The organism is Pseudomonas sp. Q1-7, assembly GCF_028010285.1.
Taxonomy (GTDB): Bacteria; Pseudomonadota; Gammaproteobacteria; order Pseudomonadales; family Pseudomonadaceae; genus Metapseudomonas.
Genome location: NZ_CP116304.1, coordinates 81852 through 95441 on the forward strand (window position 1 = coordinate 81852; position 13590 = coordinate 95441).

13 protein-coding genes are annotated in these 13590 nt (G+C 68.2%); 7 read left to right on the forward strand and 6 right to left on the reverse strand.

The window, feature by feature from the left end:
* Window positions 1-1419 (reverse strand): DASH family cryptochrome, encoded by a 1419-nt coding sequence (locus PJW05_RS00425; RefSeq protein ID WP_271409987.1) that lies wholly within the window; start codon window positions 1417-1419, stop codon window positions 1-3.
* 267 nt (window positions 1420-1686) lie between these two features.
* Here PJW05_RS00425 and PJW05_RS00430 point away from each other — a divergent pair, with 267 nt between their 5' ends.
* Both PJW05_RS00430 and PJW05_RS00435 read left to right on the forward strand, forming a co-directional pair.
* On the forward strand, window positions 1687-2280 hold the full coding sequence (locus tag PJW05_RS00430) for a MarC family protein (RefSeq protein WP_271409988.1): 594 nt from the start codon (window positions 1687-1689) through the stop codon (window positions 2278-2280).
* Window positions 2277-3056 (forward strand): N-acetylmuramoyl-L-alanine amidase, encoded by a 780-nt coding sequence (locus PJW05_RS00435; protein ID WP_271409989.1) that lies wholly within the window; start codon window positions 2277-2279, stop codon window positions 3054-3056. Before PJW05_RS00430 ends, PJW05_RS00435 begins: the two co-directional genes overlap by 4 nt.
* 76 nt (window positions 3057-3132) lie before the next feature.
* On the opposite strand, the gene PJW05_RS00440 is transcribed toward PJW05_RS00435, so the two are convergent.
* Window positions 3133-4908: a KinB sensor domain-containing domain gene (locus PJW05_RS00440; protein ID WP_271409990.1), complete on the reverse strand. Its 1776-nt coding sequence runs from the start codon at window positions 4906-4908 to the stop codon at window positions 3133-3135.
* Between the two features lie 9 nt (window positions 4909-4917).
* The gene (gene algB / locus PJW05_RS00445) at window positions 4918-6264 is read right to left on the reverse strand and encodes a sigma-54-dependent response regulator transcription factor AlgB (RefSeq protein ID WP_271409991.1); all 1347 of its coding nucleotides are present in this window, start codon (window positions 6262-6264) and stop codon (window positions 4918-4920) included.
* A gap of 451 nt (window positions 6265-6715) precedes the next feature.
* Between algB and PJW05_RS00450 the strand changes: the two genes are divergently transcribed.
* Window positions 6716-6952 carry a hypothetical protein gene (locus PJW05_RS00450; RefSeq protein ID WP_271409992.1) on the forward strand — a complete coding sequence of 79 codons (237 nt, stop codon included), beginning with the start codon at window positions 6716-6718 and terminating at the stop codon, window positions 6950-6952.
* A 132-nt stretch (window positions 6953-7084) separates the two neighbouring features.
* A complete protein-coding gene (locus tag PJW05_RS00455; RefSeq protein WP_069081432.1) occupies window positions 7085-7246 on the forward strand; it encodes a DUF1328 domain-containing protein in 162 nt (53 codons plus the stop codon).
* 53 nt (window positions 7247-7299) lie between these two features.
* Here the strand turns inward: PJW05_RS00455 and wrbA are convergent, their stop codons facing one another.
* Window positions 7300-7896: an NAD(P)H:quinone oxidoreductase gene (gene wrbA / locus PJW05_RS00460; protein ID WP_271409993.1), complete on the reverse strand. Its 597-nt coding sequence runs from the start codon at window positions 7894-7896 to the stop codon at window positions 7300-7302.
* A 189-nt stretch (window positions 7897-8085) separates the two neighbouring features.
* Here wrbA and PJW05_RS00465 point away from each other — a divergent pair, with 189 nt between their 5' ends.
* Complete coding sequence (locus tag PJW05_RS00465; RefSeq protein WP_271409994.1) at window positions 8086-9312, forward strand: nucleoside recognition domain-containing protein; 1227 nt, start codon at window positions 8086-8088, stop codon at window positions 9310-9312.
* 10 nt (window positions 9313-9322) lie between these two features.
* Here the strand turns inward: PJW05_RS00465 and PJW05_RS00470 are convergent, their stop codons facing one another.
* Complete coding sequence (locus tag PJW05_RS00470; RefSeq protein ID WP_271409995.1) at window positions 9323-10366, reverse strand: DUF5924 family protein; 1044 nt, start codon at window positions 10364-10366, stop codon at window positions 9323-9325.
* A gap of 231 nt (window positions 10367-10597) precedes the next feature.
* Here PJW05_RS00470 and PJW05_RS00475 point away from each other — a divergent pair, with 231 nt between their 5' ends.
* Window positions 10598-11512 carry a bile acid:sodium symporter family protein gene (locus PJW05_RS00475; protein WP_271409996.1) on the forward strand — a complete coding sequence of 305 codons (915 nt, stop codon included), beginning with the start codon at window positions 10598-10600 and terminating at the stop codon, window positions 11510-11512.
* On the forward strand, window positions 11500-12468 hold the full coding sequence (locus PJW05_RS00480; protein ID WP_271409997.1) for an SDR family oxidoreductase: 969 nt from the start codon (window positions 11500-11502) through the stop codon (window positions 12466-12468). The genes PJW05_RS00475 and PJW05_RS00480 overlap by 13 nt, the downstream gene beginning before the upstream one ends.
* A 99-nt stretch (window positions 12469-12567) precedes the next feature.
* On the opposite strand, the gene PJW05_RS00485 is transcribed toward PJW05_RS00480, so the two are convergent.
* Entirely contained in the window at window positions 12568-13587 is a 1020-nt protein-coding gene (locus PJW05_RS00485) for an AraC family transcriptional regulator (protein ID WP_271409998.1), read from the reverse strand.
* Window positions 13588-13590 lie beyond the last annotated feature (3 nt).

The window sequence follows — 13590 nt, forward strand, 5'->3', positions numbered from 1 at the left end:
TTACGCCGCACTCGGGATGTAGGGCTTCCAGGTTTCCGGAATGTGCTCCAGGCGCGGGTAGTCCAGGCCAGCGAACTGCGGTTCGCTGAGCATGAAGGGTGTGTGCCGCTGCTCGACCGGCAGGCCACGCAGTTCCGGCAGCCAGAGGCTGATGTAGGTGGCGTCCGGGTCGTACTGCCGGGCCTGGCGCAGGGCGTTAAAGGCGCGCGCGCGGTCGGGGTCGCAGGCCACGCCGGCGAGGTAGGCCCAGTTGCCCCAGTTGCTCGCCGGCTCGTAGTCCAACAAGTGCTCCTCGAACCAGGCCGCGCCATAGCGCCAGTCCTGCTGCAGGTCGTTGACCAGGTAGGCCGCCACCACCTGGCGGCCCCGGCTGGACATCCAGCCGGTCATCATCAGCTCACGCATGTTGGCGTCCACCAGGGGCATGCCGGTGCGTCCGTTGCACCAGTGCAGGTAGCGTTCATCCAGATTGTCCGGTGCCCGTGCGGTGGCCTTCAGGCCGTCGGCGCGGAACAGCGCGCTGCCGTAACGCAGCAGGGTCCAGCGGAAGAACTCGCGCCAGAGCAGGTCCACCCACAATTGCTGGGTGGATTCGCTGCGGCCGTGCTGCGCCTCCAGCCGGTGCAGCTCAGCGGCGACCCGGCGCGGCGAGAGGCTGCCGTTGGCCAGCCAGGGCGATAGCTTGGAGGAATACTCGCTGCCGAGCATGCCGTTGCGAGTCTGCTGGTATTGCAGGACGCCCTGGGTTTCCCAGAAGTAGTCGCGCAGTCGCGCCAGGGCCGCTGGCTCGCCGCCGGCGAACGGGAAGGCGGTGGTCGGCATCCCGAGGGGTTCGCCCAGGCCCAGGCGGGACAGGGTCGGCAGGGGCTCCATCAGGCTCGCGGCGCCGCTGGGCAGTGGCGGCAGGGTGTGGGGTACGGGGCGCGGCTGGAAGACGTGGAGGCGCTCCTCCATCAGGTCGCGGAACTGGTTGAACACCGAGGGCAGTTCGTCCAGCGGTCGGGGCAGCTCTTCTTCGCGCAGCAGGTTGTTGCCCTGAAATTCGGTCAGCGGCACGCCCAGGGCGTGGCGGACACGGCGCATCGTTGCGCGTTCGTAGGGGGCCATCTCGTCGAGGGTCAGGACTTCGTCCAGACCCAGATGCTCCACCAGGGTGGGGATCACCAGCTCGGCATGCCCCTGCACCACCAGCAGCCGCGAGCCGTGCTGGCGCAGGCCGGCGTCCAGGGCTGCCAGGCTTTCCAGGAGGAAACGCGCGCGGTACACGCCCAGGCGCCGTGGCCCCAGGGGTGAAGGTCGCAGCAGGCCGGGATCGAAGACATACAGAGGCAATAGGCGATCGGCCAGGGCCGCCGCCTGGAGCGCCGGATGGTCGTCGAGCCTGAGATCCTGCTTCAACCAGAGCAACGCGCGGCGCATGGCGGTTTTCCTCGGCTGGGTATCCCCTACCTACAACCTTACATGCAGCTGAAAAAGCCCATGTGGCCGTTCATCCCGGCTCGGCGTCCCCGTGTCCGATAATCGTACTGGCCCAGCGCGATCATCCGGCGCGTATAATCGCGCGCCCTTTCCACAGGCCCGCCGGGAACAGTCCGTAACAGGTTCGTCCCCGGCCCACGGGACGGCGCGCAGACGCCGACGCCAACGGCCATTACACTTCTGCCCATTGGTCAAGGGGAGCACCCCATGGAAATCCTAGGCATTGCCGTCCTGATCTTTCTGGTCACCGACCCTTTCGGCAACATCGCCATCTTCATCGCCGCCCTGAAGGGCGTCGCCCCGGAGCGGCGCCTCAAGGTGGCGCTGCGCGAGCTGCTGTTCGCACTCATCCTGCTGCTGCTGTTCCTCACCTTCGGCGACAAGATCCTCAGCGGCCTCGGCCTGTCCAGGGAATCCATCGCCATCGCCGGCGGGATCATCCTGTTCATCATCGCCCTGCGGCTGATCTTCCCGCGCCCCGAAGGCGTGCTCGGCGACCTGCCTGGTGGCGAGCCGATGCTGGTGCCCCTGGCCACTCCGGCGGTCGCCGGTCCGTCGGCGCTGGCGGTGCTGATGACCCTGCGCAATACCCACGAGGGTGCGCTCTGGGAGCTTTACATCGCGGTCGTGCTGGCCTGGGCCTGCACCGCCCTGATCCTGCTGCAGGCCGCATTCCTGCAGCGCTTCCTCGGCGACCGAGGCCTGATGGCCGTGGAACGCCTGACCGGCATGCTGCTCATCATGCTCAGCATCGACATGCTGCTCGATAACCTGCAAAGCATCCTGCACCTGACCCCATGAAAACCTTGGTTCTGAGCCTTGCCCTGCTCCTGCTCGGCGGCTGCGCCGGCGGACTGCGCATCGACGACAGCCATCGCTCGGTGAGCCAGAGCAGCCGCGTGCAATACGTGGTGCTGCATTACACCTCCACCGACACGGCCAGCTCCCTGCGCCTGCTGACCCGCGATGGCGTCAGCAGCCATTACCTGATCGGCGACCATCCGGCGACCATCTACCGTTTGGTGGACGAAGACCGCCGTGCCTGGCATGCCGGGGTCAGCGAGTGGCAGGGGCGTACCTGGCTGAACGCCAGCACCCTGGGCATCGAACTGGTCAACGACGGCTACCGCGACACCCCGGCCGGACGGGTCTACCAGCCGTTCAGCGAGGCGCAGATCGACGCCCTGATCCTGCTGCTCAAGGACATCGTCCAGCGCCACAACCTGCCCTTGGGCAGCATCATCGGCCACAGCGACATCGCCCCCCAGCGCAAGGTCGATCCGGGGCCCCTGTTCCCCTGGAAGCGCCTGGCCGATGCCGGTCTGCTGCCCTGGCCGGAAGCCGGTGCGGTGGCCCGCGAGCAGGCCCGCTTCGCCGTCGCCCTGCCCACCGTGGGCTGGTTCCAGCAGCAACTCGCCCGCCAGGGCTACACCACCCCGCAGACCGGCGTGCTGGACAAGGAAACCCGCAACGTCATCGCCGCCTTCCAGATGAAGTACCGCCAGCGTCTCTACGACGGCCAGCCGGACGCGGAAACCGCCGCGCTGCTGTTGGTGTTGAACGGGATGTCGCACTGAGCCCGAGCATCGAATTGGCCTGCTGCAAGACCTTCTCTTGTGTGGCGGCGAATTCATGCGGTAGCAACTGCGCGTGCTACACCGGCAAGGTCAGATAGAACTGCGCGCCCCGCCCTGGCCGTGAATAGAGACCGAGGCGGCCGCCGTGCAACTGCACGATTTCCTTGCACAGGGCCAGGCCCAGGCCGGCACCGCCCTTGCGGTGGCCGATCTGCACGAAGGGTTCGAAGATCCGTGCCTGCTGGCTGTAGGGTACGCCTTCGCCATCGTCCGCCACGCTCAGCAGCACCCGTTCGCCGTGGCGCCGGGCCTGCAGGCGGATGTGACCGCCGTTCGGGCTGTGGCGGATGGCGTTGCCCACCAGGTTGTCCAGCGCCCGTTCGATCTGCAGGCGATCCAGGTTCACCCGCGGCAGCGGCGGGTGCAGCTCGATCTCGATCTCGATGCCGTGCTCGCTGGCGTGGGCCTCGTAGCGCTGGCGCAGGGTGGACAGCAGTTCTTCCAGGTCGCAGGGCTCGCGCTCCAGCGCCTGCACGCCACTCTGGTAGCGGGAGAAATCCAGCAGGTCGTTGATCAGGCGCACCAGCCGCTGCATCTCCTCGTCCACGGTGTTCAGCAGGTCGTTCTCGCGGCTGTCGGCGGCGAAGTGCAGGCGCTCGTGGAGCAGGCCGAAGGCCATCTGCATGCCGGTGACCGGCGTCCGCAGTTCGTGGGAGGCGCGTAGCACGAATTCGTTGCGCACCCGCTCGAAGGCACGCGCCTCGGTCACATCGCGCAGCACCATCACGCAGCCCAGCAGGCGTCCGCCCTCCAGGGCGACCGGCGCCAGCCGCCAGCTCAGCAGGCGCTGCTCGCCCTCGGCCTCGATCACCAGGTCCTCGGGTTCCTGCTCCAGGGGCTCGCCGCGCAGTACCCGCTGGGTCATCTCTTCCAGGTCTGGACGCCGCAGCGCGCGGGACAGCGGTTGGCCGGTCGGAGGCCCTTCCCAGGACAACTGCCGCTGGGCCACCGGGTTGGCATGCTGCACGCGACCCTGGCGATCCACGATCAACAGGCCGTCGTCGATGCTGTCGAGCACGGCCTTCAGGCGCTGCTGCTCGGCCAGCAGCCTGTCGATGTCGGTTTCCTTGAGCAGCCGCAAGGCCTCGGCCATCAGGCCGAAGCGGCGGATCAGCGCGGCCAGCTCGTTCACGGGCGACAGCGGCAGGGTGACCAGGAAGTCCCCCTGGCTCACCTGATCGGCTGCCTTGGCCAGGGCGTCGATGGGTTCGCCGAAGCGGCGGGCGATGCTCTGGGCGGTGATGTAGCCGACCAGCAGCACCGCGACGCCGAGCAGGCCCAGCAGGCTGGCGATCAGCACCGCGCGGTCGCGCGTGGCGTCCTCCGTGCTCCCCGCCACCGACAGCGAATGGCGTTGCAGCTCCACCATCCGGGTGCGCAACACGTCCAGGGCGTGGCTGAAGTCGTTGTCGTCCAGCAGGCCCCAGCGCAGGCTGGCCGGTTGCTGCACCACATCGAGAAAGCTCTGGTAGGCGGTGCCGATCCGCTGGAAGTGCTGCTGGGTCACCGGGTCCCTTGTCGAATCCAGGCCTTCCTCCAGCGCCGAGAGAAACTGCTGCTGGGAGGTTTCCAGCGCCGGCAGGTCGAGGCGTTCGCTCATCAGGTTGACCAATTGGTCGCCCAGGTGCTGGTGCATGCGCAGGCTGATCTGGATGGTGGTGAACGAGTGATTGATCAGGCGTTCCTGGGAGCCGGCGGCCTGCATCACGCCGACCAGCCCCAGCAGCAGGCCCACCAGTGCCACGGTGATCAGCGCCGATATGCTCAGGAACAGCCGTGTGCGCAGTTGCATGGCCGCCGCTCAGAGGCCGTAGAGTTTGCGCTTGCGATACAGGGTCGAGGCGTCGATGCCGAGGGTGCGCGCGGCCTGGTCGAGGGTGTCGCAACTGGCCAGCACGCCGGCGATGTGCGCACGCTCCAGTTCCTCCAGGCTCAGCGGGCCGCCGACCCGGGGCGAATTGGCGGCGGGCGCATCGCCCAGGCCCAGGTGGCTCACCTCCACCAGCTCCTGGTTGCAGATGATGCTGGCGCGCTCGACCACGTTGCGCAGCTCGCGCACGTTGCCCGGCCAGCGGTAGCCGAGCAGCGCTGAGCGCGCCTCGTCGCTGAACGCCCGCGCGGGTCGTACATAGTCGCTGACGAAGCGCGCCAGGAAACGTTCGGCGAGGTCGAGGATGTCTTCGTGGCGCTCGCGCAGCGGCGGCAGGTTGAGGGCGATGACGTTGATGCGGTAGAGCAGGTCCTCGCGGAAGCGGCCGTCGCGCACCATCGCCTCCAGGTCGAGGTTGGTGGCGGCGAGGATGCGCACGTCGGCGCGGCGCGTCACCGGATCGCCCACCCGCTCGTACTCCTTGTCCTGGATGAAGCGCAGCAGCTTGGGCTGCAGGCTCAGCGGGAAGTCGCCGATCTCGTCGAGGAACAGGGTGCCGCCGTCGGCCTGGCTGACCCGTCCCAGGGTGCTTTCACTGGCACCGGTGAAGGCGCCGCGGTTGTGGCCGAACAGCTCGCTTTCCATCAGGTCCGCCGACAGCGAGGGGCAGTTGATGGTGACGAAGGATTTCTTCGCCCGCTTGCTCCAGCCGTGGATGGCGCGGGCCAGCTCGCCCTTGCCGGTGCCGGATTCGCCGAGGATGAGGATGTTGGCGTCGGTGCTCGCGACCTGCCGGGCGGTTTCCAGCACCGCCATCATCGCCGGGCTCTGGGAGTCCAGGCCGTCGCCACCACGACGCATTTCGCCCTCCAGGGCCTCCAGGCGCGCGGTGAGCTGGCGCACTTCCAGTTGCTTGGCCGCGGCCAGGCGCAACTGGTCCGGGCTGCAGGGCTTGACCAGATAATCGGCGGCGCCCGCCTGCATGGCATCCACCGCGGTATCCACCGCCGAGTGCGCGGTGACGATCACCACCCGCATCCAGGGGGCTTGTACCCGCATCTGCGCCAACACATCGAGGCCGCTGTCTTCGCCCAGGCGCAGATCGAGGAAGCAGAGATCGAACACCTGCCGCTGCAGGAGGACGTCGGTCTGCGCCGCGCTGCTCGCCGTGGCGACGCTGTACCCCTCGTCTTCCAGGCAGTAGCGAAAGGTCCGCAGGATGGCGGCCTCGTCATCCACCAGCAGTATTCGTCCCTGGCTCTCGGTTACCTGTTCCATGCTCCTCACTCCATTTCCGAGTCATAGAAGTTAGTCCAGGAAATATCGTGCAAGTTGCACGTGCTTTTCCTACACGCCTTGCAGCATGCAAGTGTAGGAGCAATGAGCACAAAAGCTAACGTGCTGATTGATAAGGATATTTTTAGACAGGGAAGACTGGCACAGGCCTTGCGATATGCCCCGTACCTGAAGGCGCACCGGTCTTTCTACCTCTTGTGACCCGTGCGGCATTCCCAGGAGCACTCCGTCTGGAACAGGGAAGTTCCGGGTGCTTTTGGCGGGATGCACGTTGCCCGGCGGTCAGTTCCGTGGCGTGCACCGTGGCGTCGCCGCTGATCGAGGTGTGGATGTGACCGATTGAGTTGCCGAGGTTTTCTGCGGCGGAGCGGTTGGCATGCCGTCTGCGCATGAGTGGTTCAGGGCCGCTCGTCCGCCCACGGGAGGAGTCGAGATGAAAGGGTTCCAGTGGCGTTTTTCCAGTTGGCTCACGGCTTTGCTGATCGGGCTGGTGGTGGTGCTCGGGATACTCGCGGAACATCGGTTGCGCGAACGCATCCAGCCCGCGCCGCTGCAGGTTCCCGCTACGCAACAGGGCAGCAGCGGGGCGCCGGCGCAGGCCGACGGTGCCCTGCATGAAGTCAGCCAGCGCGCCTGGACGGGTTTCGGCAGTCCGCGGTGGGTCTTCTGAGTGGCTGGAGGCGCTGTACTTTCCACAGGTTCGCAACCTCCACCGGCATATCGCCTGGCGCCGTGTCGGTGGCCCTGGCGCAAGCGTGCCGCCGGCCGCTGCGCTGATCACCCAAGCAGAAGGAGAAAGGCCATGTTGAGCTGGGCACTGACATTCCTGGTCATCGCCATCGTCGCCGCCGTACTCGGATTCGGCGGCATCGCCGGAACCGCCGCGGGCATCGCGAAGATCCTCTTCGTCATCTTCCTGGTGCTGTTCGTGGTGTCCTTCATCATGGGGCGCCGAGCGCCCTAGACGGGGTGGACCTGCACGCGAAGGCGAAGCCGACGCCTCCCCGCGCCCCCCCTTCACTGCATCCTGCTCACCAGGGTCGCCACATGCTGGCCCTGGAATTTCGCCAGGGCCAACTCCTTGGCGCTGGGCTGGCGCGAACCGTCCGAGCCGGCCACAGTGGCCGCGCCATAGGGTGAGCCGCCGCGCAGTTCGCTGATATCGGTGAGCTCCGGTGCCGAATAGGGCAGGCCGGCGAGGAGCATGCCGTGGTGGGCCAGGGTGTTCCAGAAGGACGTGATGGTGGTTTCCGAACCGCCGCCGGTACCGGTGGAGGTGAACACGCTGCCAATCTTGCCGATCAACGCCCCCTTCACCCAGAGCCCGCCGGTCTGGTCGAGGAAGTTGCGCATCTGCGCGCTCATGTTGCCGAAGCGGGTCGGTGTGCCGAACAGGATGGCGTCGTAGTCCGCCAACTCCTGCGGGGTGGCCACCGGCGCCGCCTGGTCCAGCTTGGCGCCGGCCTTGCGGGCCACGTCCTCGGGCATGGTTTCCGGCACCCGCTTGAGGGTCACCTCCACGTCCGCCACGCCGCGCGCGCCTTCGGCGACCGCTTCCGCCATGCGCTCGATATGGCCGTACATCGAGTAATAGAGCACCAGGACCTTCTTCATCTGCGTTCTCCCTTGATCTGCGGACGCTTGACCCGAGCGGGTCGGACCCAGACAGCCTAGATGCCGCGCCCGCACTTTGCCGCCGCGCCCGGGGAATTGGCGCGCGGCGGCAACGCCAGGCGTGGAATTTGCCCGCGCGGCGCCCCGCTCCCGCTAGAATCCGCCTCACTGATTGCGGGGGAATTGCACATGCTCAACGGCCTTTGGCTGGGTTTCTTCCTGGTGGCGGCGGTGGCCGCGCTGGGGCGCTGGATCGGCGGCGACCCGGGCGTCTGGGCGGCGATGGTGGACAGCCTGTTCGCCATGGCCAAGCTCTCGGTCGAGGTGATGATCCTGCTGTTCGGCACCCTGACACTGTGGATGGGTTTCCTGCGCATCGCCGAGAAGGCCGGCCTGGTGGACGGGCTGGGACGCATCCTGGCGCCGCTGTTCCACCGCCTCATGCCGGAGGTGCCCAAGGGCCACCCGGCCCTCGGCCTGATCACCCTCAACTTCGCCGCCAATGGCCTCGGGCTGGACAACGCCGCCACCCCCATCGGCCTCAAGGCGATGCGCGCCCTGCAGGACCTCAACCCCAGCAGCACGACCGCGAGCAACGCGCAGATTCTCTTCCTGGTGCTCAACGCCTCCTCCCTGACCCTGCTGCCGGTGTCGATCTTCATGTACCGAGCCCAGCAGGGCGCCGACGACCCGACCCTGGTGTTCCTGCCCATCCTCCTGGCCACCAGCGCCTCGACCCTGGTGGGCCTGCTGTCGGTGGCCCTGGTGCAGCGCCTGCGCCTGTGGGACCCGGTGGTGCTGGCCTACCTGGTGCCCGGTGCCCTGCTCCTGGGCGGTTTCATGGCGCTGCTGGCCGGCTTGTCCGCCACCGCCCTGGCGGCGCTGTCCTCCCTGCTCGGCAACCTCACCCTGTTCAGCATCATCCTGATGTTCCTGCTGGTGGGGGCGCTGAGGCGGGTGCCGGTCTACGAAAGTTTCGTGGAGGGAGCCAAGGAAGGATTCGACGTGGCCAGGAACCTGCTGCCGTACCTCGTCGCCATGCTCTGCGCCATCGGCGTGATGCGCGCCTCCGGCGCCCTGGACTTCGGCCTGGACGGCATTCGCGCGCTGGTGGAATGGCTGGGCTGGGACACCCGCTTCGTCGACGCGCTGCCCACCGCCCTGGTCAAGCCGTTCTCCGGCAGCGCGGCCCGCGCCATGCTCATCGAAACCATGCAGAGCCACGGCGTCGACAGCTTCCCGGCACTGATCGCGGCCACGGTGCAGGGCAGCACCGAGACCACCTTCTACGTGCTCGCGGTGTACTTCGGTTCGGTGGGCATCCAGCGGGTGCGGCACGCCGTGGGCTGTGCCCTGGCGGCGGAGCTGGCCGGCGTGCTGGCGGCGATCGGCGTCTGCTACTGGTTTTTCGGCTGATCTCCAGCCTTCACCGGGGCTTGGGCGGCAGCTCCGACGGCGTCACCCGGAAGCGCAGGGTGCCGATCATCTGTCCCGCCTCGGTCAGCACCTGCACCTGCCAGCGGCCCGCCGGATTGCCCGGGAAGTTCCGCTTGTGCGTCCAGGCGCGGTAGCCGGCTTCACGGCCGCCGCGGATGTCCAGGGCGATGCGGTCCACCTCGCGGCCGTTGAAGCGCCACACGTGGTAGATGCGTTCGTTCAGCCCGCGCGGGGCGTTGATCGCCGTATAGGCGTAGAGGCCCTTGCTGTGCAATTCGGCGGCGCTCACCTGCGCCACGCCCTCGCCGGGCGTGCGCCGGTGGTTGTCCAGGTTGGGCGTCACCGCCACTTCGGTGAGCCAGAGGGTCGCCGGCGGCACCCAGATCCGCGCCACCCAGCCGAGCCCGCCCAGGGCCAGGATCAGACCGGCCAGGCCCAGGACACGCCACCAGCGCTGCCCGCGGAATACCCCGAGCAGGCTGACGAAGGACAGCGCCACCGCGATGCCCAGCGCCCAGCGGTAGCTCTGCGCCGTGGTCTGCTGGAGGATCAGCGGCAGCGCCGCCAGCAGCACGGCGAACAGCGTCAGGGTGTGGTAGGCGAGGAACAGCCAGCGGCGCGGCGCCAGGTGGCGGTTATAGACCGGATCGGTGATCGAGCAGAGCGCCGCCGCCCCCAACAGGCCGGTGAACAGGGCCTGGCCGCTGTTCCAACTGGTGGTGATGGCGAAGAACGGCAGCACGAAGAACAGGCTTTCCTGGTGGATCAACTGGGTCAGGAAGCGCATCAGCGGCGGCGGCAGCTCGATGCCGAAGAGCCGCTCGACACTCCGCCGGAACAGGTTCTCCAGCATCAGCCAGACCCAGCTCACCAGCAGCAGGAGGGCGATCACCTTGGCCACCCGCGCGCCCCGCTCCACCAGGAAGAAGCTGGCCATGCCGGAACCGAAGCCGTAGAGCGCGACCAGCCGGGGATGGCGCTGCAGCAGCTCGATCAGCTTGAGCAGGTGGGGCTTGAAGGTGGACAGCAGCATCGGCGGCGACAGGGCTGGAAGCGACGGCGCGCAGGATACTGCCGGCCGTTCGCGCTGAGAAGGCACGATGCGGCCGGTCTGACGGCCTGCGGCTCAGACCGGCGGCGGCCTGTCGCAATTGGCCACTCGCCCTGGCGATGTCGGTCACTGTCGCTCGCCGGGCAGGCGGCTAAGCTGCCTTGGCCCGGTGTGCGCCGAGGGCATAAGAAGAACGACAAGAGACTCCCTGCGATGAACTACGACAGCAGTCAGCAACTGATACTCGGGCTGGTGCTCGCCGCGATGATGTTCGGCGTGGCCCTGGAGCTGCGCCTGGCTCATTTCCTCCTGGTGGCGAAGCGGCCGCTGCCGGCCCTGGTCGGGCTGCTCTGCCAGTGCCTGCTGCTGCCCTGGCTGACCCTGGCGGCGACCCTCTACCTCGACCTGCGCCCCGGCCTCGAACTGGGCATGCTGCTGGTGGCCGCCTGCCCCGGCGGCAATCTGTCCAACATCATTACCCACCTGGCGCGGGGCAACACCGCGTTGTCGGTGAGCGTCACCAGCCTGTCGAGCCTGCTGGCCATCCTCAGCCTGCCGCTGAACTTCGCCGCCACCGCCAGCCTCAATCCGCATACTGCCGCGTTTCTCCATGACCAGTTGAGCCGCCTGGACGTGGATGCCAGCGGCATTGTCGGCGGCCTGCTCCTGCTGCTGGCGCTGCCGCTATTGGCGGGGATGCTGGTGGGCAACCTGGCGCCGGCCTTCTGCGCGCGCATCCTGCCCTGGTTCAAGCGCTTCGCGCTGATCGCCTTCGGCCTGTTCCTGATCGTCGCGGCTGCGGGCAACTGGCAGTTGCTGGTGGCCAATGCCGGCTTGGTCCTGTTGGTGGTGGTCGGCCACAACGCCGGCGCCCTGCTGCTGGGCTGGGGCAGTTCGCGGCTCGCGCGCCTGGCGGACGCCGACCGCCGCGCGCTGACCATCGAAGTCGGCATGCAGAACTCCGGACTGGCCCTGGGGCTGATCCTCACCCAGTTCGGCGGCCAGTTGGACATGGCCCTGATAGCCGGCCTGTGGGGCCTCTGGCACATCGTTTCCGGGCTGGCGCTGGTGATGCTGTGGCGGCGCAGCCCGCCCCGCGAGCAGGAGGAACTGTCGTGCGCGTCCTGATCACCGGCGCCGCCGGTTTCATCGGCCAGCAGTTGCTGGCTGAGCTGTCCCATCGCCATCCGGATTGGAGCCTGGTGGCGACGGACATCCGCCCGCTGTCCCGCGAGGGCCTCGGGCCCAACGTCGAGCCCGCGCTGCTGGATATCAGCCAGCCCCAGGCGGTAAGCGCCTGCGTGCGGCACTGCAAGCCCGAAGCCATCGTGCACCTGGCCTCGGTGGTGACCCCGCCGCGCGGCATGAGTGAAGAACGCCTGCGCGCCATCGACGTCGGCGGTACTCGCGCGGTGCTCGACGCGGCCCTGGCCGAAGGCGTCGGGCAACTGATCGTGACCAGCTCCGGCGCCGCCTACGGCTACTACCCGGAAAACGCCGAGTGGATCGACGAGCAGCAGCCGCTGCGTGGCCACGACCGGTTCGCCTATGCCCGCCACAAGCGCGAGGTGGAGCTGCTGCTGGCCGAGGCGCGCGCGCACCATCCGCAGCTGCGCCAACTGGTGCTGCGCCCCGGCACCATTCTGGGCGAGCGGGTGAACAACCAGATCACCGAGTTGTTCGAGAAACGCGCGGTACTGGGCATCAAGGGGCATGACAGCCGCTTCGTGTTCATCTGGGACCAGGACGTGGTGGCGATCATCCGCGTGGGCCTGGAGCGCGGCGCGCAGGGCATCTACAACCTGGCCGGCGACGGCGCGCTGAGCATGGCCGAGATCGCCGGCATCCTCGGCAAGCCCTACCGGCCGCTGCCCGCCGGCCTGCTGCGTACCGCCCTGGCCCTGCTCAAGCCCCTGGGCCTGACCCAGTACGGCCCGGAGCAACTGGACTTCCTGCGCTACCGCCCGGTGCTGGACAACCGCAGGCTCAAGGAAGAGTTCGGCTACCGGCCAAGGTATTCCAGCCGCGAGGCCTTCCTGGCGTTTCTCGAGGCGCGGGGCATCGCCGCGCACATTTCCCAGTAGGAGCGAATTCATTCGCGAAAGGCCGCGTAGCGGCCGCCAGGTGGGCGTGGCCACAAACCGTCATCGTGAATGAACTCGCACCCACAAACAGGATAGCTTTCAGCCCCGGTGCTTCTGCCGGTACTCCCCCGGCGTCAGCCCGGTCCACTGGCGGAAGGCGCGGAAGAACACGCTGGGTTCGGAGTAGCCGAGCAGCACGGCGATGTCGGCGATGGGCAGACGGCCTTCCTGCAGGTGGCGCTCGGCCAAGTGGCGGCGGGTGTCGTTGAGCAGCTGCTGGTAGCTGCTGCCTTCGTCGGCCAGGCGCCGCTGCAGGGTCCGTTCGCTCATGCCCAGCGATGAGGCCAGGGCCCCCCGGTCGGGTTCGCCGCGGGCCAATTGGGCGCCCAGCAGGGCCACCACCCGCGCCCGCAGTCCCTCGCTGGGCAAGCGTGCGAGCAGGGCCTCGGCATGCTGGCGCAGCACCGCCTGCAGGGGCGGGTTGGCCTGCTTCAGCGGTGCCGAGCGCAACCCCAGGGGCAACACCAGGGCGTAATCCTCCGCCTCGAACTCCAGCGGGCAGGCGAAGTGCTGCTGGTAAAGGGCAACGTCCGTGGGCGCGGCATGCACGAAGCAGGCTTTCAGCAGGCGTAACTCGGCCAGCAGCGGGCGCATCAGTTCCAGCCAGAAGGCCATCAGCGCCAGCACCCGGGCGCGGGTGGCCGGCAGGCCGGGGTGCAGCGGCCGGTACAGCGTCCAGAGTTCGTCGCCGCGCACTTCCAGCGCCAGGCTGCCGCCCTCCCCCACCAGGCGCTGGTAGCGCAGCTCCGCCTCCAGGGCGTCGCCCAGGGTCGGGCTGCTCTGCAGCAGGTAACCGAGCACGCTGAACTGGCCCGGCGCCAGGGCGAGGCCGATGGCCAGGCCCGGTTCGGGATGGGGCAGGCGCGTGTGGATGGTGTCCCAGAGCGCTTCCTGGGCCGTGAAGGGGATGCGTGCGTCCGGGTCGGCGAGGCGGCGCTCGTCGAGCTGGCTGGCGCGCAGCAGCGCCTCCCGGCTCAGGCCGAGCTGGGTCGCGGCATGCAGGATCGCCTGGGTCAGGCTGGCGCTGACCGACGGGCCGGAAGGGGCATGTGGTGTCATGCC

Bases quoted from the DNA above. Each gene is read 5' to 3' on its own strand.
- PJW05_RS00425 (WP_271409987.1), bottom strand. From the start codon at position 1,419: ATGCGCCGCGCGTTGCTCTGGTTGAAGCAGGATCTCAGGCTCGACGAC.
- PJW05_RS00430 (WP_271409988.1), top strand. From the start codon at position 1,687: ATGGAAATCCTAGGCATTGCCGTCCTGATCTTTCTGGTCACCGACCCT.
- PJW05_RS00435 (WP_271409989.1), top strand. From the start codon at position 2,277: ATGAAAACCTTGGTTCTGAGCCTTGCCCTGCTCCTGCTCGGCGGCTGC.
- PJW05_RS00440 (WP_271409990.1), bottom strand. From the start codon at position 4,908: ATGCAACTGCGCACACGGCTGTTCCTGAGCATATCGGCGCTGATCACC.
- algB (WP_271409991.1), bottom strand. From the start codon at position 6,264: ATGGAACAGGTAACCGAGAGCCAGGGACGAATACTGCTGGTGGATGAC.
- PJW05_RS00450 (WP_271409992.1), top strand. From the start codon at position 6,716: ATGAAAGGGTTCCAGTGGCGTTTTTCCAGTTGGCTCACGGCTTTGCTG.
- PJW05_RS00455 (WP_069081432.1), top strand. From the start codon at position 7,085: ATGTTGAGCTGGGCACTGACATTCCTGGTCATCGCCATCGTCGCCGCC.
- wrbA (WP_271409993.1), bottom strand. From the start codon at position 7,896: ATGAAGAAGGTCCTGGTGCTCTATTACTCGATGTACGGCCATATCGAG.
- PJW05_RS00465 (WP_271409994.1), top strand. From the start codon at position 8,086: ATGCTCAACGGCCTTTGGCTGGGTTTCTTCCTGGTGGCGGCGGTGGCC.
- PJW05_RS00470 (WP_271409995.1), bottom strand. From the start codon at position 10,366: ATGCTGCTGTCCACCTTCAAGCCCCACCTGCTCAAGCTGATCGAGCTG.
- PJW05_RS00475 (WP_271409996.1), top strand. From the start codon at position 10,598: ATGAACTACGACAGCAGTCAGCAACTGATACTCGGGCTGGTGCTCGCC.
- PJW05_RS00485 (WP_271409998.1), bottom strand. From the start codon at position 13,587: ATGACACCACATGCCCCTTCCGGCCCGTCGGTCAGCGCCAGCCTGACC.